This window comes from Microcoleus sp. Pol12B5, assembly GCF_036701335.1.
Classification (GTDB): domain Bacteria; phylum Cyanobacteriota; class Cyanobacteriia; order Cyanobacteriales; family Microcoleaceae; genus Microcoleus.
Genome location: NZ_JAUBQQ010000011.1, coordinates 105,558 through 125,592, shown reverse-complemented (window position 1 = coordinate 125,592; position 20,035 = coordinate 105,558). Strand labels below are relative to the sequence as shown.

16 protein-coding genes are annotated in these 20,035 nt (G+C 46.3%); 12 read left to right on the top strand and 4 right to left on the bottom strand.

Features of this window, described 5'->3' with window-relative positions; all coding sequences use genetic code 11:
* Positions 1–11 precede the first annotated feature (11 nt).
* Both cysE and QUA24_RS08825 read right to left on the bottom strand, forming a co-directional pair.
* Positions 12–809 carry a serine O-acetyltransferase gene (gene cysE, locus QUA24_RS08830; protein WP_242719981.1) on the bottom strand — a complete coding sequence of 266 codons (798 nt, stop codon included), beginning with the start codon at positions 807–809 and terminating at the stop codon, positions 12–14.
* A gap of 217 nt (positions 810–1,026) precedes the next feature.
* Complete coding sequence (locus tag QUA24_RS08825) at positions 1,027–1,509, bottom strand: hypothetical protein (RefSeq protein WP_333228896.1); 483 nt, start codon at positions 1,507–1,509, stop codon at positions 1,027–1,029.
* 546 nt (positions 1,510–2,055) lie between these two features.
* On the opposite strand from QUA24_RS08825, the gene mrdA reads away from it, so the two are divergent.
* Entirely contained in the window at positions 2,056–3,882 is a 1,827-nt protein-coding gene (mrdA, locus tag QUA24_RS08820) for a penicillin-binding protein 2 (protein WP_333228894.1), read from the top strand.
* Between the two features lie 109 nt (positions 3,883–3,991).
* Here mrdA and QUA24_RS08815 read toward each other — a convergent pair whose 3' ends face one another.
* A complete protein-coding gene (locus QUA24_RS08815) occupies positions 3,992–5,725 on the bottom strand; it encodes a DUF3352 domain-containing protein (RefSeq protein ID WP_333228892.1) in 1,734 nt (577 codons plus the stop codon).
* A gap of 135 nt (positions 5,726–5,860) precedes the next feature.
* Between QUA24_RS08815 and QUA24_RS08810 the strand changes: the two genes are divergently transcribed.
* Entirely contained in the window at positions 5,861–6,487 is a 627-nt protein-coding gene (locus tag QUA24_RS08810; protein ID WP_333228890.1) for a Uma2 family endonuclease, read from the top strand.
* Between the two features lie 9 nt (positions 6,488–6,496).
* Here QUA24_RS08810 and QUA24_RS08805 read toward each other — a convergent pair whose 3' ends face one another.
* A complete protein-coding gene (locus QUA24_RS08805) occupies positions 6,497–7,102 on the bottom strand; it encodes a pentapeptide repeat-containing protein (RefSeq protein WP_333228888.1) in 606 nt (201 codons plus the stop codon).
* Positions 7,103–7,237: 135 nt separating this feature from the next.
* Between QUA24_RS08805 and purL the strand changes: the two genes are divergently transcribed.
* The 10 genes from purL (at position 7,238) to QUA24_RS08755 (ending at position 20,031) form a co-directional block, all read left to right on the top strand.
* The gene (gene purL, locus QUA24_RS08800) at positions 7,238–9,799 is read left to right on the top strand and encodes a phosphoribosylformylglycinamidine synthase subunit PurL (RefSeq protein ID WP_333228886.1); all 2,562 of its coding nucleotides are present in this window, start codon (positions 7,238–7,240) and stop codon (positions 9,797–9,799) included.
* 230 nt (positions 9,800–10,029) lie between these two features.
* Positions 10,030–11,778, top strand: a complete 1,749-nt coding sequence (locus QUA24_RS08795) for a bifunctional serine/threonine-protein kinase/formylglycine-generating enzyme family protein (RefSeq protein WP_333228884.1) — start codon at positions 10,030–10,032, stop codon at positions 11,776–11,778.
* A 203-nt stretch (positions 11,779–11,981) separates the two neighbouring features.
* Positions 11,982–12,197 carry a hypothetical protein gene (locus tag QUA24_RS08790; RefSeq protein WP_333106499.1) on the top strand — a complete coding sequence of 72 codons (216 nt, stop codon included), beginning with the start codon at positions 11,982–11,984 and terminating at the stop codon, positions 12,195–12,197.
* A gap of 5 nt (positions 12,198–12,202) precedes the next feature.
* Positions 12,203–12,607 (top strand): hypothetical protein, encoded by a 405-nt coding sequence (locus tag QUA24_RS08785; RefSeq protein WP_333106498.1) that lies wholly within the window; start codon positions 12,203–12,205, stop codon positions 12,605–12,607.
* A 268-nt stretch (positions 12,608–12,875) separates the two neighbouring features.
* Complete coding sequence (locus QUA24_RS08780) at positions 12,876–14,912, top strand: bifunctional serine/threonine-protein kinase/formylglycine-generating enzyme family protein (protein WP_333228882.1); 2,037 nt, start codon at positions 12,876–12,878, stop codon at positions 14,910–14,912.
* 335 nt (positions 14,913–15,247) lie between these two features.
* On the top strand, positions 15,248–15,403 hold the full coding sequence (locus QUA24_RS08775) for a hypothetical protein (RefSeq protein ID WP_333213545.1): 156 nt from the start codon (positions 15,248–15,250) through the stop codon (positions 15,401–15,403).
* A 66-nt stretch (positions 15,404–15,469) separates the two neighbouring features.
* Positions 15,470–15,712 carry a hypothetical protein gene (locus tag QUA24_RS08770; RefSeq protein ID WP_333213547.1) on the top strand — a complete coding sequence of 81 codons (243 nt, stop codon included), beginning with the start codon at positions 15,470–15,472 and terminating at the stop codon, positions 15,710–15,712.
* On the top strand, positions 15,709–16,173 hold the full coding sequence (locus tag QUA24_RS08765) for a hypothetical protein (protein WP_333213549.1): 465 nt from the start codon (positions 15,709–15,711) through the stop codon (positions 16,171–16,173). Before QUA24_RS08770 ends, QUA24_RS08765 begins: the two co-directional genes overlap by 4 nt.
* A 558-nt stretch (positions 16,174–16,731) precedes the next feature.
* Entirely contained in the window at positions 16,732–18,198 is a 1,467-nt protein-coding gene (purF, locus tag QUA24_RS08760; RefSeq protein WP_333213551.1) for an amidophosphoribosyltransferase, read from the top strand.
* Between the two features lie 747 nt (positions 18,199–18,945).
* On the top strand, positions 18,946–20,031 hold the full coding sequence (locus tag QUA24_RS08755; protein ID WP_333213553.1) for a DUF3474 domain-containing protein: 1,086 nt from the start codon (positions 18,946–18,948) through the stop codon (positions 20,029–20,031).
* Positions 20,032–20,035: the final 4 nt, after the last annotated feature.

The window sequence follows — 20,035 nt, the reverse complement described above, 5'->3', positions numbered from 1 at the left end:
CAATTCAAATTTTAGATGCCGGTGCCGTCAAAAAACTCTTGAATTGCTTTATCTTTTAACTGACAAGTAGTAGCAACAGCTAATTGGGTTTTTTCAGCTACAGCTACATTGCTGGTTTGATTTAAAGTTGGGAATCCTGAAGGCGAATTGGGAACAGAATTTAAGGAGACAGATGCTTGAGGAAGCAAACTTTTTACTTGCTGTTCGAGGGATTCGATACGATCGAGCAAAGAGCGAATTACCACAGCTTCCGAATCCGGCAAACTGCCGTGTTCTAGGGGATTGACGCGCACTCCCGATCGATAGACGATGCGGCCGGGAATCCCTACCACTGTGCAGTCAGATGGTACGTCGCGGAGTACGACGGAACCAGCGCCGATGCGGACGTTATTGCCAATTTGCAGATTGCCGAGTACCTTGGCGCCGGCACCGACAACTACGTTTTCGCCGACGGTAGGGTGACGCTTGCCGCTTTGTTTGCCAGTACCGCCAAGGGTGACACCTTGGTAAATTAGGGCAAAATCGCCGATAATCGCTGTTTCGCCGATCACAACCCCCATACCGTGGTCGATGAATACGCTTTTGCCGATGGTTGCCCCTGGGTGGATTTCAATTCCGGTCAAAAAACGAGCAATGTGGGAAATCAAGCGGGGGATGAAGGGAAGCCCCAACACATAAAGCCAGTGTGCGAGGCGGTGCAGCACTAGGGCCTGAAGACCGGGGTAGCAAAACAAAACTTCCAGCCAGTTGCGAGCGGCAGGGTCGCGATCGAAAATTATACTGAAGTCAGCTCTAAGAGTCTTTAGCACTTTCGGAGTTACCTATTTTGGTTAAACACGCCACTTTCGATTTTACATTTTACTGGATGGCGGAAGTGAGCGGTCGATCGGGAGATTGGGTAGTGGGAGATTAAGAGAGTGGGAGATTGGGGAGAGTCGGAGAGTGGGAGAGTGGGGTTCCTGGAATGGGGCATGGGCAATTGGCATGGGGCATGGGCAATTGCTAATTCTTCCTACTGACTACTGACTATTCCTGTACTGAGATTGTATAGTTAGACTTGACTCCGGGTTCGACAGTACCTACCCAAATCCTGTAAGAGCCTGCTTGCCAGTCTGAATCAAGTATGCCAGCATCTTTATTCTGACCTATATCGTCTCCGCAGCGCACCGCATTACCGGGGCCTTGTACGAGTAAGGTTGTGTCCTTGCCTCCGCTGTTGACTTGGAGCGTGAGTTTTGAAAATTTTTGCTGCAAGACTATGATGTGGTCGGGAGTTGGGGTGGCAAAACCCAAACATTTGTTTTTGTGGCGATCGGCGTTGGCTATGACAGATAGAGAGTACGATCCGCCTGTAGAACCTCTCAAAACTGCTGTTGGGGCTGCAAAACCTCGCGATAAAGTTAAAGTGCCGAAATTGGCTGTTTCTGCTAAAACTGGTAGGGCTGCGATCACGGCGATCACAGCCAAGAGCGCACCGTTTTTGAAATTGGCTCGCTGATTAAACAACATGGTAATACTCCTCGGTCACAACTTAAAATCACAACTCAGAATTTACCCATCGCAGCCCCTCGAATACAAACTATGGAGGAAGAATAATTTTTAAATTAGTTCAAAACCTCCTGGCTTCTCTTCCTTATGTCTATCAGGACAATCCGTGTAAGATCGCGCTCGGTTGTGCCAGTCGGATTTCTGCCACAGGCGATCGACTCATATCCGAAATTGTACGGTGTCAAGATGATAAATTTGATACTCCTAGCCTTCCTGTTGGTGATCGGTTCCCTATTGACACAGGCCTTGGTATTGTTACCTATAGGTCTATCTGGCTGGCTCCACCTCCCTAATTGGCTGAGTCTGACCTTGATTTTTCTGGGTATTTCTTGGTGCTTGGGGGATTAGTGAGCAGTCATGAGTTAATTAGTGATTAGTCAAAAGTTAACGCTTAATCATTCCGTTTCCCCCAATGGGCAAGGCACGATCGTCCCCGGTTTGATGATGTATACTTCAAAATTGACAATTCAAGAATCTAAAATCTAGGATTTGACATCTACCTATAGAATGATGCAACGACAAGTTTATTCGATCTCAGCATTTCACTCTTCTGACAAAACCCTGGCGGAAACTCCTAAGAAACAGGAGCGTCCGATACACCGGGCGATCGTGTTAATGCTGGTGGCAACCGGTTTGCTAGGCCTGCACGCTAGTCGGCTGGTGGAATTGCAACTGATACAAGGGAAGCAAAACCGGGAAAGAGCCGAAAACAATCGCGTTCGCCTAGTGCCAATGCCGGCGAATCGCGGACATATTATCGATCGCCAAGGCAAGTTACTAGCGGCAAACAATTTAGCTCGATCGGTATACTTGTGGCCGAAAGAACAAACCTCGGAAGAGTGGAAAGCGACAGCAGAAAAGTTGAGTCCGTTGGTTAAAATCCCGGCACAAGAAATTTTAAAAAAATTAAAAGAGGTCGATCCTCAATCCTACAGACCGGTGCGGCTCAAGCAAGCAATGCCGCCAGAGGTGTTTGTGCCACTAGCAGAAGAGGTGGGACAAATGCGGGGAGTGGAAGTGCGGCCAGAAGCGAACCGCTACTATCCCGAAGGCAGCTTGGCCGCTCACGTGATCGGATATATTGGCGAAGCTACCGCAGCAGACTTAGAAGATCATCCCGAATATCCGATGGGGATGATTGTCGGTCAAATGGGCATAGAAGCGAGCTCTAACCAGAAGATTGCCGGAGTTTGGGGCGATCGGCTGATCGAGGTAAATGCCCAAAATCAAGAATTGCGACTGATGGGAGATACACCGCCCAAACCCGGTGAGGCGGTGCAGCTAACCATAGACTTGTCCATGCAAAAAGCAGCCGAAAAAGCCTTGGGGCAGCGCCGGGGAGCAGTAGTGGCGCTGGATGTCAAAACCGGGGCGGTATTAGTTATGGCCAGCCACCCGACTTTTGATCCCAATCTGTTTACGCGAAAAATCACTAAGGATGAGTGGAAAACTCTTCAAGACCCCGAAAATCCATTTTTGAATCGGGCCATGCAAGGCTATCCCCCCGGCAGCACCTTTAAAATTGTGACTTCCGTCGCGGGCATGGAGTCGGGCAAATTTTCGCCGGACTCAATTCTCGGTACTTCTTCTTACATTACTGTGGGGGGAATTGATTTTAACGAACACAGCGGCGGTTACGGCGACATCGGCTTTCGGGATGCTTTGGCTTTCAGCAGCAATACATTTTTTTATCAAGTGGGGATTAGTACGGGGCCGGAGCAAATTTCTAAGTGGGGACACCGCCTGGGAATTGGCAAGGATACGGATTTGAATCTTTTGGGGCTAGGTGGCGGCGATTACGGTCAAATCCCGACGCCGGAGGAGAAGGAAAAACTTTATAAAGAACCTTGGTATGCGGGTGATACGGTAACGATGTCGATCGGTCAGGGGTTGGTGTTGATGACTCCTTTGGAGGGGGCGGTGATGGTGAGTTCGATCGCTAATGGGGGTTATCGGGTGAAGCCTCATCTGTTGACTTCTATGACCGGCACAGCGGAGACTAAACGGGTACATACGGGGATGAAACCTTCAACCATTCAGGTGGTGAAGGAAGGACTGATCGCGGTAGTTGCCCAGGGTACGGGACAGGGGATGAATGACGGTACGATTCCACTGACGGCGGGCAAAACAGGGACTTCGGAGGTCATTGGACAGGAGGATCACTCTTTGTATGTCGCCTTCGGGCCTGCTGACAAGCCGGAAATTGCGATCGCCGTGATTGTGGAAAATGGCGGTTATGGTTCTGTTGCCGCGGCCCCGATCGCCAAAGAGGTATTTCAAGCTTATTTTGGGCAACAGAAAAAGGTGAAGCAGTCAGTAGTTATTAGTCCTTAGTCATTAGTCCTTAGTCTTTAGTTATTGGGAATGGGGAATTGGGCATAGTGTCTTGTTTTTATTCTTCCTTCTGACTAATGACTAATGACTACTGACTAATGACTACTGACTAATTCAGCCGCATAAATATAGTAGCTTTGCGAATTCCTGTTATTTCTCCCGTACTGGTGACAGTAAGCGATCGCAAGTGATCGAACAATGGTCTTGCCGAAAGTTCAATTAACCTCAACAGCGGGATTTGTTTTTCCCAAATTGGCCTGCTGGAGGGCCAGTCTAAATAAAAATAGCCGTCGTTAGATGGCGGTAGCGGTTCAATGCTGGTTTGAAAATCTTGATTGGCAACTAAAGAGCCTGTTTCTGCGGCTTCTAGTGCTGCGTCCATTGCCTCTACTGAAGTGGTGAAAATTTCGTATTTGCCGACGCTGGCTCGGACTCCTTTTGCCTCGGTTTCGATCGCACTTTTTCTATTATTTTCTTTCCTATAATTTGGGTTTGTTGTCAACTGCGTCCAAGCGGTAATTTTCTGGTTTCTGAGAGTGAAGCTGCCGATGCTGTATTCTTTGCTGCGGGCAATTTCATCCAGTTTGTCGATCGCCTTTTGCGAATCAGCAGATTTTTCGGTGGCAAAAATCCAGTCCGCACTGTTTGACGAATTCGGAAGCACTGCTAAAGCGTATTCTCCTTGTACCCAATCAAATATATCCTTCGGCAGGTTGACGCCCCAAAGTTGCTGAATATCTGCCAAGGTGCGATCGACCAATTTTGAGACTTCTGCATTAGTGGACACCGCCGATGATAAATCACCCCACAAATTCCTTAAATCGGTGCTGGCGACCGCGAAAGGACTGGCTGAGGGAATGTATTGCAAGGCTTGCACAGGTTCGGAGAGTGTTGGAGAAGCTGTGTTTTCTCGCGATGTCACTAAAGCAGTTTGAGCCAGCAATCCCCGTCGGTTGACTCCGACAGCAACTGCGAGGGAATTAAGAGAAACTTGGGGATTTTGCTCGGTTGCTGATTGCGGGAGATTGACAAATGCTAAAGCGATTCTGCCTTGAGTTAGCTGCTGCAAAGCTTTTTGATATTCTGGGGTATTGTTTAGATTTAGGTTGGCTGATTCAACGTTATTAATTGCATCTCTAATCACAATCGGGCTATTGGAAAATAAAACAAAACTTGGGTTATTCCCAGAATTTAAATTACCGACGATGGCTGCTGTTGCGAAGCTGGAGGGCAACTTTGAAGTCGGCAGAGAAAACGGGTTAAAAGGCGAAAGTGAAGCGGATTTTTTGTTGGCTATGGGTGCTTGTTTATAATTAATTTTCACGCCTTTATATATTTCCGACTGCACTGTTTTATCGCCACGAGATTGTTTTCGCCAGTAGGAGTCGAGAAATTGTTGGCTGCGATCGACATTTTGGGAGGAAACGGCCAGCAAAAACCAGGCTTGTTGGCCGTTGCTGCTGTCGCGATCGAAATCTGGGTTTGTGACGGCGAGGGTAATTTCGTCACCTATCCAAGGTTGGATATCTCTACTGTAATCCAGGCCTGTATTGGCGAGGAAACTTTTTTTGATTTGCTCAAATTCTGCGTGCGATCTACTTCTTTCTTCGGGAGTGGCAAAAACTTGTCGCAATGCTTCGAGGCGATCGGGATTTACCAGCATTGAAGCTAACAAAGGTGCTTGTTTCGAGACAAACACAGCCGCAGCCGGAGTAGTTGTCGGCCCGCCAGCGAGCAAATTCAGGGGAGTTTGAGTTGTCAGCCAGTAAAAACCACCGGCACTCAAGCCTAAGAGTGCCAAGACGCCAGCAATGAGGAAAGAAAAGAACGATCGCAGCTTCATACAACAAGGACTAATGACCACAGTCTATTATTAACTAGAGTAGCGCATGACCGTAGCTGTCGGCAGATACTTTTTGTGCTGTTCGCAAAAAAAAGGATAAACTAAAATATTCTCAAACTATAAAATCCAAGTAAAATGCTAACAATATCAACGCCCGCCGAACAGCGAGTTTTACTGCCAAATATCAGTTGGCAATTATATGAAAGCCTGCTAGCGGAACTGGGCAACAAACGTTCCACCAGAATTGCTTATCATCAAGGTCAATTAGAAATTATGGTGCCGCTACCGGAACATGAAAATCGCAACAGGCTGATCGATCGCTTAATTGTAACTCTCATAGAAGAACTCAATCTGGAGTACAACCCCTTTGGATCGATGACTATTAAGAAACGCCAAAAAGCAGCCGGAAAAGAACCCGATTCATGTTATTATATCCAGAATGAAGCACTGGTCAGAGGGAGAACAGAATTAGACTTTGCTCAAGATCCGCCACCTGATTTAGCACTGGAAATTGATATTACCAGCAGTTCCTTAAATCAATTCGATTTATATGCAGATTTAGGCGTACCCGAAATTTGGCGGTACGACGGACGAAGCATCAAGTTTTATCAATTGCAAAATGGCGAATATGCCGAGTGCAATTTTTCCCGGGCTTTCCCGATGCTACCGACTGCAAAAGTTGACGAATTTATCGATCGCACTCAAACTACAGGCGCAACCGCAGCAGTGCGAGAATTCCGGGAATGGGTAAAAAATCAGTAATTGTGCACTCTACCACGGCACTCCTCGCGCATCGGAAAAATCTGCATCTAGAACCGCCCCCGCATCGAATACAGCATCAGTTAAGTCAGCCTTTCTAAACGACGTTACCGACAATTTTTCTATTTCTTCAACAGCGATAAAAAAGCCGATCGCAGTTAACCCAAGAATTACCCCAGAAACCAAAAATAAGACAATTCCCCTGATAGTATCTCCGCCCAAAAATGTCACAATACCGCTAGCGCCGATCGCAGCAGCAGCCCCAGCCACAGCCCCTGCCACAATCCCAGCCTCGCACCGAGTCGCAGCAATCGCCGTCGCAGCGGTTCCAGCCACAGCCACAGCCCCCGCATCCGCCCCGGCTATCAGTCCAGTTAAAGCCCCAGCCGCCGTCACTGTCACCGCCGTTACCCCAGCCCTAGCAATCAAATTTCTCACCCGCCTGCGGCTTTGTCCGGTTCTGACACCCTGAAAATTTGCCCCCCTCAAAATCGCTCCGGTGAAATTGCAGCCTCGAATGTCGCAACCGCTGAAATTCGCCCCTGACAAGTCAAGCCCTTTAAAAGAACGGTTCCGCAAGTTTTGGTTAGCAAAATTGAGATTTCGAGGTAAAGTCATTCGATTTTAGATTTTAGATTTTAGATTTTAGATTCACAACCCAAAGACCTAGGATTGTAGATTTTAGATTATAGATTTTAGATTAAGCAAGCACAGGGCATTTAGAATAAAGCCTGTGGTTTATAACGAGTTTCCATGTCTCCCATCTCCGAATCCCCATTTTCCCCCGAACAAATTGCCGCTGAAAGACTCAAACCAGAAGAATATGAAGAAATCGTTCAGCGTCTAGGTCGCCATCCCAATAAAGCTGAATTGGGAATGTTCGGCGTCATGTGGAGCGAACACTGCTGTTACAAAAATTCGCGGCCACTATTAAAACAGTTTCCCACAGAGGGCGATCGAATTCTCGTTGGGCCCGGAGAAAATGCCGGCGTCGTAGACTTGGGGGACGGCTTGCAACTCGCCTTCAAAATTGAATCCCACAACCACCCGTCAGCAGTCGAACCTTTCCAAGGTGCGGCAACCGGTGTCGGCGGGATTCTCCGCGATATCTTCACAATGGGTGCTCGCCCCATCGCACTTTTAAATTCCCTGCGTTTCGGCAATTTAGACGATGCCAAAACTCAGAGATTGTTCAAAGGCGTAGTATCGGGAATTTCCCATTATGGAAATTGCATCGGCGTGCCCACAGTTGGCGGCGAAGTTTATTTCGATCCTGCTTATTCCGGCAACCCATTAGTTAACGTGATGGCCTTGGGTTTAATGGAAACTCAAGAAATTGTTAAATCGGGGGCATCGGGCATCGGAAATCCCGTGCTTTACGTCGGTTCAACTACCGGGCGAGATGGCATGGGAGGAGCAAGTTTTGCCAGTGCAGAATTGACAGACAAATCAATGGACGATCGCCCCGCCGTCCAAGTAGGAGATCCATTTTTAGAAAAATCCTTAATTGAAGCTTGTTTAGAAGCATTCAAAACCGGTGCAGTCGTCGCCGCCCAAGATATGGGTGCGGCCGGAATCACCTGTTCTACATCAGAAATGGCAGCCAAAGGCGGGGTCGGCATTGAATTCGATTTAGACAAAGTTCCCGTTCGAGAAAGCGGTATGGTTCCCTACGAATACCTGCTTTCGGAATCCCAAGAACGGATGTTGTTTGTTGCCCAAAAAGGACGGGAACAGGAATTAATCGATATTTTCCACAGATGGGGATTGCACGCCGTAGTCGCGGGGACAGTCATCGAAGAGCCGATCGTCCGAATTCTCTTTAAAGGCGAAATCGCTGCCGAAATTACCGCGACCGCTTTGGCAGATAACACGCCAATTTATCACCGAGAACTGTTGACAGAGCCGCCAGAATATGCTATAAAAGCATGGGAATGGACGGCGGATTCGCTGCCACAATCCACAGTTACAGGTATCGAAATTAACGGTAATTTCCAAACTTGGAATCAGATTTTGCTGACGCTTTTAGATACTCCCACCATCGCTTCTAAACGCTGGGTTTATCGCCAATACGACCATCAAGTGCAAAACAATACTGTTGTTTTACCGGGAGGTGCTGATGCTGCGGTTGTCAGATTGCGTCCGCTAGAACCTTGCCAATCTTCCCATGCTGAAGGGCTAGAAGTACACCCCCTTGCTAAGGGGGATCTACTGAGAGAAAATGCCGTTTCTCTAGCTTCCGAAAGCAAACAGGAAGAAGAGGTAATTCCTCTATTTACAAAGGCACAAGGTAGGGAAACTCCCAAACTTTCTCCCCCCCTTAGCAAGGAGGAAGCGCCGCAGGGGGCTATTCCCGGAGTTGCTGCAACGGTTGATTGCAATTCTCGTTATGTTTATCTCGATCCTTATGAAGGTGCAAAAGCAGTCGTAGCCGAAGCAGCGAGAAATTTAAGTTGTGTGGGTGCTGAACCTCTCGCAGTTACTGATAATTTGAATTTTGGCAGTCCCGAAAAGCCGATCGGATATTGGCAGTTAGCGTCAGCTTGTCGCGGGATTGCTGATGCTTGTCGGGAGTTGGGAACGCCTGTGACTGGCGGCAATGTTTCTCTTTACAATGAAACGGTTGATGCTGAGGGAAATCCTCAACCAATTTATCCGACTCCGGTAATCGGAATGGTGGGGTTAATTCCCGATTTAAAGAAGATTTCTGGCCAAGCTTGGCTAAAGAAAGGTGATTTAATTTATGTGCTGGGAATTGGTGAATCATCCCAAAACCCAGAACTTCCATCGGAAAGCTCAAAAATCGAAACTTCTCCTACTTTGGGTGGTTCGGAATATTTAGCGGCAATTCACGGGATTGTAGCTGGGAAACCGCCAAGGATAGATTTTGAGTTAGAAAGAAAAGTGCAATCGGTTTGTCGCGATGGAATTCGGCAAGGTTGGGTATGTTCTGCCCATGATTGTGCGGAAGGTGGAATTGCGATCGCCCTCGCGGAATCATGTATTTCTGCTAAAATGGGTGCGGAAATTCATCTCAGTTTCAATTCGGCAAATGTCAGCCGCTGGGATGAAATTTTGTTTGGTGAAATGGGCAACTGCATTGTAGTTTCAGTCGCACCGAAAAATCAAGAAATTTGGGAAGCTTACCTGCAAGAACATTTGACAAAAATGTGGCAAAAAATTGGTGTAGTTTGCTGTGCTGAATCACCTTTGCGGGTTGTGACTGCTGACAATCAAGTGTTAATTGAGGTTGCGATGGGTGAGATGGGCGATCGGTTCTATAATGCGATCGAGCGTCGGATTGCATCTGTCTGACAACCTGAAGTTTCGCTCCCCCTAAATCCCCCTTAAAAAGGGGGAGTAGGGGTTGACTTTGAATACTCTTGTCCCCCCCTTATTAAGGGGGGCTAGGGGGGATCTCCGAGTTTAAAAACACACCCAAGAACCCCGACTTCTTACAAAATTCACGATTTTAGCAAAAACTTATTACAGAAGTCGGGGTTATTACACACTATACAATATAAACAATATCATTCCTAAAATAAATGATTTGCTGTATCAATCCCGACTGCCCCAATCCTCAAAACCCCGACGGGCAAACATATTGCATCACTTGTGGCGTCAAACTCGTACCAATTCTGCGAAGCCGTTTCCGCATGATCAAATTTCTTGGTCAAGGTGGCTTCGGCAGAACCTATTTAGCAGAAGATATTGATAAACTAAATCTACCCTGTGTCGTTAAACAATTAGCACCAAATGTCCAGGGAACTTGGGCGATTAACAAAGCGGTAGAATTATTTCAGCAAGAAGCCAAACAACTACAACAGCTAGGACAACATCCCCAAATTCCATCACTAGATGCCTATTTTGAACAAGACAACTATCTGTATCTCGTACAACAGTTTGTCGATGGGGACAATTTGTTAAACCTTTTCCAAAATCAAGGAATTTGGCCAGAAAACCAAGTTAAGCAACTATTACTCGAACTTCTACCTGTTCTCAACTTTATTCACGAACAAAAAATCATTCACCGAGATATCAATCCTCAGAATATTATGCGCCGTCGCAGCGACGGTGTATTAATGCTGATTGATTTCGGAGTTTCCAAACAGTTGTCGGGAACAGCGATGTCGAGACTGGGAACGCAAATTGGTACGCCTGGTTATTCACCATTTGAACAAATGAAAGGGGGTGAAGCTTATCCAGCCAGCGATTTGTTTAGCTTGGGGGCGACGGCTTTTCATCTACTGACGGGGCTATATCCTTTTGATTTGTGGGTGGATCAAGGTTATAGTTGGACAGGAAATTGGCAGCAACATTTGAAAAGTCCCATAGAAAAGGGATTGGAATTGATTTTATCTAAGTTGTTGGCAAAAGATATTCAGCAGCGCTATCAATCAGCCGAGGAAGTTTTAATAGATTTTCAACATCACTCAAGACAAACTCCCCCACCGACACCAACTCCCGCGCCGACTTTAAAAAGGTTTGACTTTGACCCGGTGACAGTTGAGGTGCGGGGTAATATAAGTAGCCGTCAACGCTGTCAAGCACAATTTTATAGTGAAAATTTAGGTAGCGGTGCAATCTTAGACATGGTAGCAATTCCTGGTGGCAGTTTCGTGATGGGTTCCCCCAATACGGAAGCAGGGCGAAGTAACAATGAAGGGCCGCAGCGTACTGTTAATATCTCTCCTTTTTTTATGGGTAAATATCCCATTACTCAAGAACAGTGGGAAGTAGTGATGGGGAATAACCCTTCTGATATCAAAGGTTTGAAACGTCCTGTAGAACAAGTAAGCTGGAATAATGCTCTGGAATTCTGCCAGAAAATTTCTCAAAAAACCGGCAAGATTTATCGCTTACCTTCGGAAGCCGAATGGGAATATGCTTGTCGCGCCGGAACTACAACGCCTTTCTATTTTGGCGAAACAATTACCCCAAATTTAGTTAATTATGATGGCAATTATCCCTACGGTGCTGCGCCGAAGGGACGTTACCGCAAACAAACAACGGATGTGGGGAGTTTTCCGCCGAATCCGTTTGGTTTGTATGATATGCACGGGAATGTTTGGGAATGGTGCAGCGATAAATGGCACGATAATTATAGTGGCGCACCGACTGACGGAAGTTCTTGGGAAACTGCAACGGATAATAAGCGGGTGCTGCGTGGTGGTTCATGGAACAACCATGCGCTCTATTCCCGTAGTGCCGATCGTGACAGGAATTCGGCGGGCTACAAGTTGAGGAACTGGGGTTTTCGTGTGGCGGTAGCTTCGGTTTCTTCCTCGTCCTAGTTTCCGCGTAGTAGTGGTAGGGTGCGTCGCATTGAACAATCTACAAATCAAATCCACAATCTCGCAGCGACGCACCGCGAGAGTCAGTCAGGTGCGTCGCCATCTCAAACCTGTAAATTCCATCGAATATCCCACAGATCCGCACCCTACAAAAACTGTTGACCTGCTATCATCAAGATAGACGCATCGTAGGAAAACAACCGATGACACTAACAGAATTACTCCCTACCATTAGAAAACTGTCTGCGATCGATAAACGAGAGTTAATCCGTATTCTCATGGCGGAAGAAGATATCAGTGAGAATATTTTTCCTTTGGAACCTTACAAGACTTACTACTTACCAACTCCCTACGATACTTTTGGCGCTGGTGCAGCTTTGATGCAGGCAATGAATCTGGCTAACAGCGACGAAAAGTGAGTATTATGCGATTTCAATACTCTACCAATCACCCCTCTCAAGATGAGTTTGACAGCTTACCGCGCATTCCCTTGATTCTGCGCCACAATAACCAGAGAGTCGAAGTTGTTGGGTTAGTAGACAGCGGTGCAACAGTGAGTGTATTGCCTTACCAAATAGGAATTCAGCTTGGCTTAGTGTGGGATGACAGCAAAGCCATTATTCGACTGGCCGGTAACGTGGGTAATCAACCAGCGATGCCAGTATTTTTCATGGCTGAAATAGGGGAGTTTGCTCCGGTAAGATTAGTATTTGCTTGGGCAAAAAGTGATAGTGTATCATTGATTCTGGGACAGACAAATTTTTTCTTAGAATTTGACGTTCACTTTTATCGTTCTCGGCTTGAGTTTGATATTGAGCTGAAGCGTTAATTTTTACCATAATTTATTGGCACGGTTCACTCCTGTCATACTTATCCTTCAATTCAGTCACAGCCAACTATAGCTACACTGTGGCTAACGCAGAATTAAGACAATTGACAGAAGATAAAAGTCATATTTTATCTACTTTGTCCTATCCTTTTCAAAATCAAGCAGGTTTGGTTGAGACAGGTTCTTCGTCCCTTTTCTACTTTCGACTGGAAGGGAATATTTGTATCGAAAGTCCTATACAATATAAACAATATCATTCCTAAAATAAATGATTTGCTGTATCAATCCCGATTGCCCCAATCCTCAAAACCCGGACGGGCAAACATATTGCATCAGTTGTGGCCTTCAACTCGTACCCATCCTGCGAAATCGCTTCCGCATGATCAAACTCCTCGGTCAAGGTGGCTTCGGTCGAACCTATTTAGCAGAAGATATTGATAGACTAAATCAACGCTGTGTCGTTAAACAATTAGCACCCGATGTCCAGGGAACTTGGGCGATTAACAAAGCGGTAGAATTATTTCAGCTAGAAGCTAGACAACTACAACAGCTAGGACAACATCCCCAAATTCCCTCCCTTGATGCCTATTTTGAAGACAACAAATATTTGTATCTCGTACAACAGTTTGTGGATGGGGATAATTTGTTGACGCTTTTCCAAAATCAGGGAATTTGGCAAGAAAGCCAAGTTAAGCAACTATTACTCGAACTTCTACCTGTTCTCAAGTTTGTTCACGAACAAAAAATCATTCACCGAGATATCAAGCCTGAGAATATTATGCGCCGTCGCAGCGACGGTTTGTTAATGCTGATTGATTTCGGAGTTTCCAAACAGTTGTCGGGAACAGTGATATCGCGACAGGGAACGCAAATTGGTTCCCATGGTTATGCACCGCTTGAACAAATGCAAGGCGGTGAAGCTTATGCAGCCAGCGATTTGTTTAGCTTGGGGGCGACGGCTTTTCATCTACTGACGGGGGTACATCCTTATGGTTTGTGGACGGAACACGGTTATAGCTGGACTGCAAATTGGCAGGAATATTTGAAAAGTCCCATAGACAAGGGATTGGAATTGATTTTATCTAAGTTGTTGGCAAAAGATATCCAGCAGCGCTATCAATCAGCCGAGGAAGTTTTAAGAGATTTTCAACGTCAGTCAACACAATCTCCCGCACCGACACCAACTCCCACAATTCCTGTGATTCCACAGCACTCTTTGCCGTTACGAACTAACACAACAAGGCGAGGTTTCTTGCAATTAGCGGGTTTTGCTGGGGGAGGATTTGCATTAGCTGTGCTGGGTCAAAGTTTGTTGAACAACAAAACTTCTTCATCTTCACCAAATCTTCCACCTTCATCCAACAAGGAACAGCCATCTCCTAAATCATCATCTCCTAAATCATCTCCAAAAACTACAGCCAAAAGTTCATCGCCAAAACCATCTCCACAATCTGTAGCAGAAAGTCCATCGCCAAAACCATCTCCCAAACCATCTCCCAAACCCGCACCAGAAACTCCAAAACCTACGCCATCTTCCAATGCTTTAAAAAGCTTTACTTTTGAAACAGTGACAGTCAACTCAACGGGGCAAATTGCCAACCGCCGTCAAGGAAAAGCACAGGCTTTTATAGAAAATATGGGGAATGGTATTACTCTAGAAATGGTAGCAATTCCTGGTGGCAGTTTCGTGATGGGTTCGCCCGATACGGAAGCCGGACGAAGTAGTTATGAAGGGCCGCAGCGTACCGTGAAGATCCCTGCTTTTTTTATGGGTAAATATGAGATAACTCAAGAACAATACCAAGCGGTGATGGGAAATAACCCTTCTGAGTTCAAAGGTGCGAAACTTCCGGTCGAAAAAGTAAGCTGGAATGACGCTGTGGAATTCTGCAAGCGGCTTTCTAAAAAAACAGGCAAGACTTATCGCTTACCTTCAGAAGCGGAATGGGAATATGCTTGCCGCGCCGGAACTAAAACACCTTTCTATTTTGGTGAAACAATTACCCCAGATTTAGTTAATTATAATGGCAATAATCCCTACACTGGGGCATCGAAGGGAGTTTACCGCAAACAAACAACTGATGTCGGGAATTTTTCACCCAATGCTTTTGGACTTTATGATATGCACGGAAATGTTTGGGAATGGTGCAGTCATCCCGACAACGATCAAAGCGATCGCCGGCTGCGGTGTGGCGGTTCCTGGAAGGACTCTGCGGTGAATTGTCGCAGTGCGTATCGTCTTAGCAATTCGGCGGGCGATCGTTACTCGGACATCGGTTTTCGCGTGGCTTTGGTTTCCGCGTAGTCTCGGGTTTTCGCTTCTTTGCTGTAGTCTCCCGCGAGGACTCTTATTTTAAGACTCGGCTGTTTCAACCTGGTTTATAAATATAGTCCTGGACGCATCAAAACCTTCATAACCGGGCTTTTTGCGGTTTCTGCGGTTTGTAGCGCGTCTTCTGGGCCAAAAAACCAGGTTCCTAACCACCCGCGCATAAGTCCTATAATAGTTAAAATATGCCAATGTCACATATTAGGAAGGATAAAAAATATGACCCTCAATCTTCCTCTGCCCCATTCAATTCAAAATTTTATTAACGAACAAGTGGAATCGGAGGCTACAGTAATGCAGCGGAATACATCTTGCATCTAATTCGCCAAGAACAAGCAAGACTCGCGCGGGTTGAGTCGTTATTTTTGGCTGGTTTGGATAGTGGCAATTCTATAGAGATTACCGATGATTGGTGGGAGCAAAAACGCGCTCAGTTGGTGCAGAAACTTGACCGACAGCAGCAATGAATGTAGCATCTCAGCAGTTGCCTAATTTAACGGCAAAAACCAAGTCAGAAGCCCTAGTGATTATAAGTGATTATAGCAGATAGCGGCTTTGTATTCAAAACTAAAACAGAGGGTGGATATGAAACATTCGAGCATCCTGATGGTAGTTTAATTCATATTAGACCCGCTGGTGAAATTGTCCGAACTGGGCCTAAAATAAAAAACGATCGCGGTAAAAGTTACCGCCGCCGATACGACCAGTTTGGCAATCAGATTCAATTCATGGCAGGTTCAAACACCCACAGTACCGGAGAAAATATAATTATATGACTCTTACAGCCGTGAAGCGTAGCTATCCCGTAGGGAATCGCCCTTTAAAACATTTTTGCATAGAAGACTTGAAAAGTGCCGACCTTGCAGGCATTACTCTAATCCCCCAACCTTTAACCTTGCGCTTAGACTTTACATTCGGAACCGGGATTTATGACACTTCCATCGAATTCTATCAACTCGTTCATCAGGTAATCTCTCAACCAGTCAACTCCGACTCAGAAGAGTCTTGCTTCTGGGTGGGTAACGCAGAATTAAGACAATTGACAGAAGATAAGAGTCAAATTTTATCTACTTTGTCCTATCCTTTTCAAAATCAAGCCGGTTTGGTTGAGACAGGTTCTTCGTCCCTTTTCTACTTTCGACTGGAAGGGGATATTTGTATCGAAGTAGTTTGCGGTAGTTACAAAATTTTTCAAGAATTGGAATCGGCGGTTGAAACCGCGTCTACACCAACGTAAACCTGATGGTGCGTGGGTTGAAGCTGTAGGGTGCGTCGCCCGAAACAATCTCCAAGTAAGAGGCCAATCTCATAGCGACGCACCCTACAAAATACGACATTACTTAATACTCTATCGCGCCCAAAATTGACTTTACATGGCCGCACAGATTCCCATGATGATATAGTAGGTCAATCTCACAGAAAAGTCAACCTCGATCGCCCTTAAATTCTAATATTTCAAAAAGCCCATCAAGCAATTTCCTAATTTATTTGCCATTGCACGATCGCCGATCTCTTCATTCTGGCGTTGCGCGGACTTCGTTTGACAATCGCCGCATCCCTCGCCACATCCCTCGCCCGCCCTTAATCAAGGTTAGTATAGAATTTGCGAGCGATCGATACTACAATGCCCTTAAACGCCGCATCGCTTCTGTCTGAAATGCTACACGAGTTGGAAATAATGACAGATCCGTGGCAAGATTAAGGGAATGTTAAGTTATGCGACGCTTTCGCAAACAAGATTTCCCGCTGAAACTGTCCCCCTAACCCACCTTCCCCATTAGGAACCCACCCATCTATGATTCCCAACCATTCCTTCGCGGCTGACGAGCATTCTAGTAAACCCGACAAGCCCGAGGAAGCTTGTGGCGTTTTCGGTATCTACGCACCGGGTGAAGATGTCGCCAAGTTGACCTACTTCGGTTTGTATGCTTTGCAGCACCGCGGTCAGGAATCAGCAGGAATTGCCACCTTTGAAGGTGAAAAAGTCCACCTGCACAAAGATATGGGACTGGTTTCCCAAGTCTTTAACGAATCGAGTTTAGGTCACTTGCCCGGTAACTTAGCAGTAGGCCACACTCGCTACTCTACTACCGGCTCCTCACGCGTAGTCAACGCTCAACCTGTTGTCGTCCAAACCCGTTTGGGAAGTCTGGCATTAGCACATAACGGGAATCTTGTCAATACAAAAGAATTGCGCGAAGAATTGCTGTCTCGGAAGTGCGAATTTGTCAGTACGACGGATTCAGAGGCGATCGCAGTGGCGATCGGTTCCGAAGTAGACAAGGGCAAAGACTGGCTGGAAGCAGCGATCAGCGCCTTTGGTATGTGCCAAGGAGCCTTTAGTTTGACCATCGCCACCCCCAAAGGCGTGATGGGAGTCCGCGACCCCCAAGGCGTCCGCCCGTTGGTAATTGGCATCCTCCCCACAACTCCGGTACGATACGTTTTAGCATCGGAAACTTGTGGCTTAGATATTATTGGTGCTGAATTTTTGCGGGACGTAGAACCGGGGGAATTAGTTTGGATTACAGAGGAAGGTATGGCTTCCTTCCACTGGAGTCAGCAACAAAAGCGCAAACTTTGCATCTTTGAAATGATCTATTTTGCTCGACCCGACAGCCAAATGGAAGGTGAAAGTTTATACAGCTACCGACTGCGGATCGGGCGTTTGTTGGCAGCAGAATCTCCGGCTGATGCTGATATAGTTATCGGCGTTCCCGATTCTGGAATCCCGGCGGCGATCGGCTTTTCTCAAGCTTCCGGCATTCCTTACGCCGAAGGATTGATTAAAAATCGCTACGTCGGGCGCACTTTTATTCAACCGACTCAGACAATGCGGGAGTCAGGAATCCGCATGAAACTCAACCCTCTCAAAGATGTCTTGGAAGGAAAGCGAGTAATTATTATCGACGATTCGATCGTGCGCGGTACTACCAGTCGCAAAATAGTCAAAGCCTTGCGGGATGCGGGTGCAACAGCAGTTCACATGAGAATTTCCTCGCCGCCGGTGACTCATCCTTGTTTCTACGGGATCGACACCGACAATCAAGATCAGTTGATTGCGGCTACTAAGTCAGTCGCAGAAATTGGCGCCCAAATTGGGGTAGATTCTTTGGCTTTCTTGAGTTGGGATGGAATGCTGAAGGCGACTAACGAAGACCCAATGAGTTTTTGTTCGGCGTGTTTCACTGGTGATTATCCGATCGACGTTCCAGAAATGGTAAAACGGTCTAAGCTCATATTAGAAAAAGCTGGAACCTAAAAAATAAAAAAGCGGGAAAGCGATTGCCCGTCACTTTCCCCAATTTATGGATTTTCAAGTTTTTATGGTAAGTCATTGCCAGAATGTGTGTAGAAATGTTACATTAACTTAGCTTTAGCAGTTCTTGCAGAATTTGTGAACAGTAGTGAACAGTCGGTTGGGTAGAACTTGTGTGAAACCCAACCCTCGGATTGGAGATGGGAGATTGAAGATTGAAGATTGGAGATTGGAGATTTGTGCTTGAATCTAAAATCGCAAATCTAAAATCGATGGTTTTTCCCTACACTCTCGTTCACAATTCTTGCTCGAAACGCTGTATGCTACCTGCAGACTGGAGGTAGTTCCTCCAGATGTCCACTCTCAGATTGAAGTCGCATTTCGCACCAACAACGGGCACAGGAGATTTTTTCAGATAACAGGGTCGATCGCACTAATTTTTCCGACACAAGTATTCGACAAGCCAACTTGCTTGAGAATCGCGGACGGGCTATTCATGCGAACTAAAGAACTTTAGAAACCCTTGCAGAGTAAAAATATGGCTCCTTGCAGGTTGAAACTGACCTCACCTGCATAGGGATACAACCCCCCGACTCATGTCGGGGAGAGCCAAAAAATTTAGATATTAGTTTAAGCCCCCAGATTCATCTGTGGAGTAAATCTAAAATCTAAAATCTAAAATCTAAAATCGATTGACTGTTAAAAGAAGGCGGAATGCGGTTTCTCAAGTCAGCTTAAATCGGAAACTTCGTGCAATCAAATACTGTTCTCAATCCCGCGAGCAATCCAGGCTCATCCTCTCGTACAGCAGAGTTACCTTTTACTCTTCAAGATATCAAGGCAGCCATTCCAGCCCACTGTTTTGAGCCCTCGGCATGGAAATCTCTGGCTTATTTCTTTTTAGATATTGGCATCATCGCAGGTTTATATGCGATCGCCTACACCGTCGATTCCTGGCTTTTTTACCCAATCTTTTGGTTGATGCAGGGAACCATGTTTTGGGCATTGTTTGTAGTGGGCCACGACTGCGGACACGGTTCATTTTCTAAGAGCAAATGGCTCAACAACCTGATCGGACACCTCTCCCACGCTCCAATTCTCGTGCCTTTCCACGGTTGGCGGATTAGTCACAGAACCCACCACGCAAATACAGGCAGCTTAGATAACGATGAAAGCTGGTATCCGGTATCGGAGAGCAAATACAATCAAATGCCTTGGTACGAAAAGCTGGGACGCTTTTATTTGATGTTATTTGCCTATCCAATTTATCTATTTCGCCGATCGCCCGATCGAACTGGTTCTCACTTCATGCCCGGTAGCTCGCTTTTCCGTCCGTCCGAAAAATGGGAGGTGTTGACGAGTTCCGCATCCTTGGTACTGATGGTAGGCTTTTTAGGCGCGCTAACCTATCAGTTTGGTTGGCTGTTTTTACTCAAGTTCTACTTAGTTCCCTATGTAGTGTTCGTGATGTGGCTGGATTTGGTAACATTCCTGCACCACACAGAAGCCGATATTCCTTGGTATCGCGGTAAAGATTGGTCTTTCTTGAAAGGTGCATTGTCTACGATCGATCGCGACTACGGAATCATCAATTCCATCCATCACGACATCGGCACCCACGTAGCCCACCACATTTTCTCGACAATGCCGCACTATCACTTGAAGGAAGCAACGGAAGCCATCAAGCCAGTGTTGGGCGATTATTACCGCAAGTCAACTGAGCCAATTTGGAAAAGCTTTATTCGCTCTTACTGGGATTGTCATTTTGTCTCCGATACAGGTTCTGGAGTTTACTACGAATCACCTAACAGTCGGCGCTCTGCTGAAGTTAAGTAGCTTA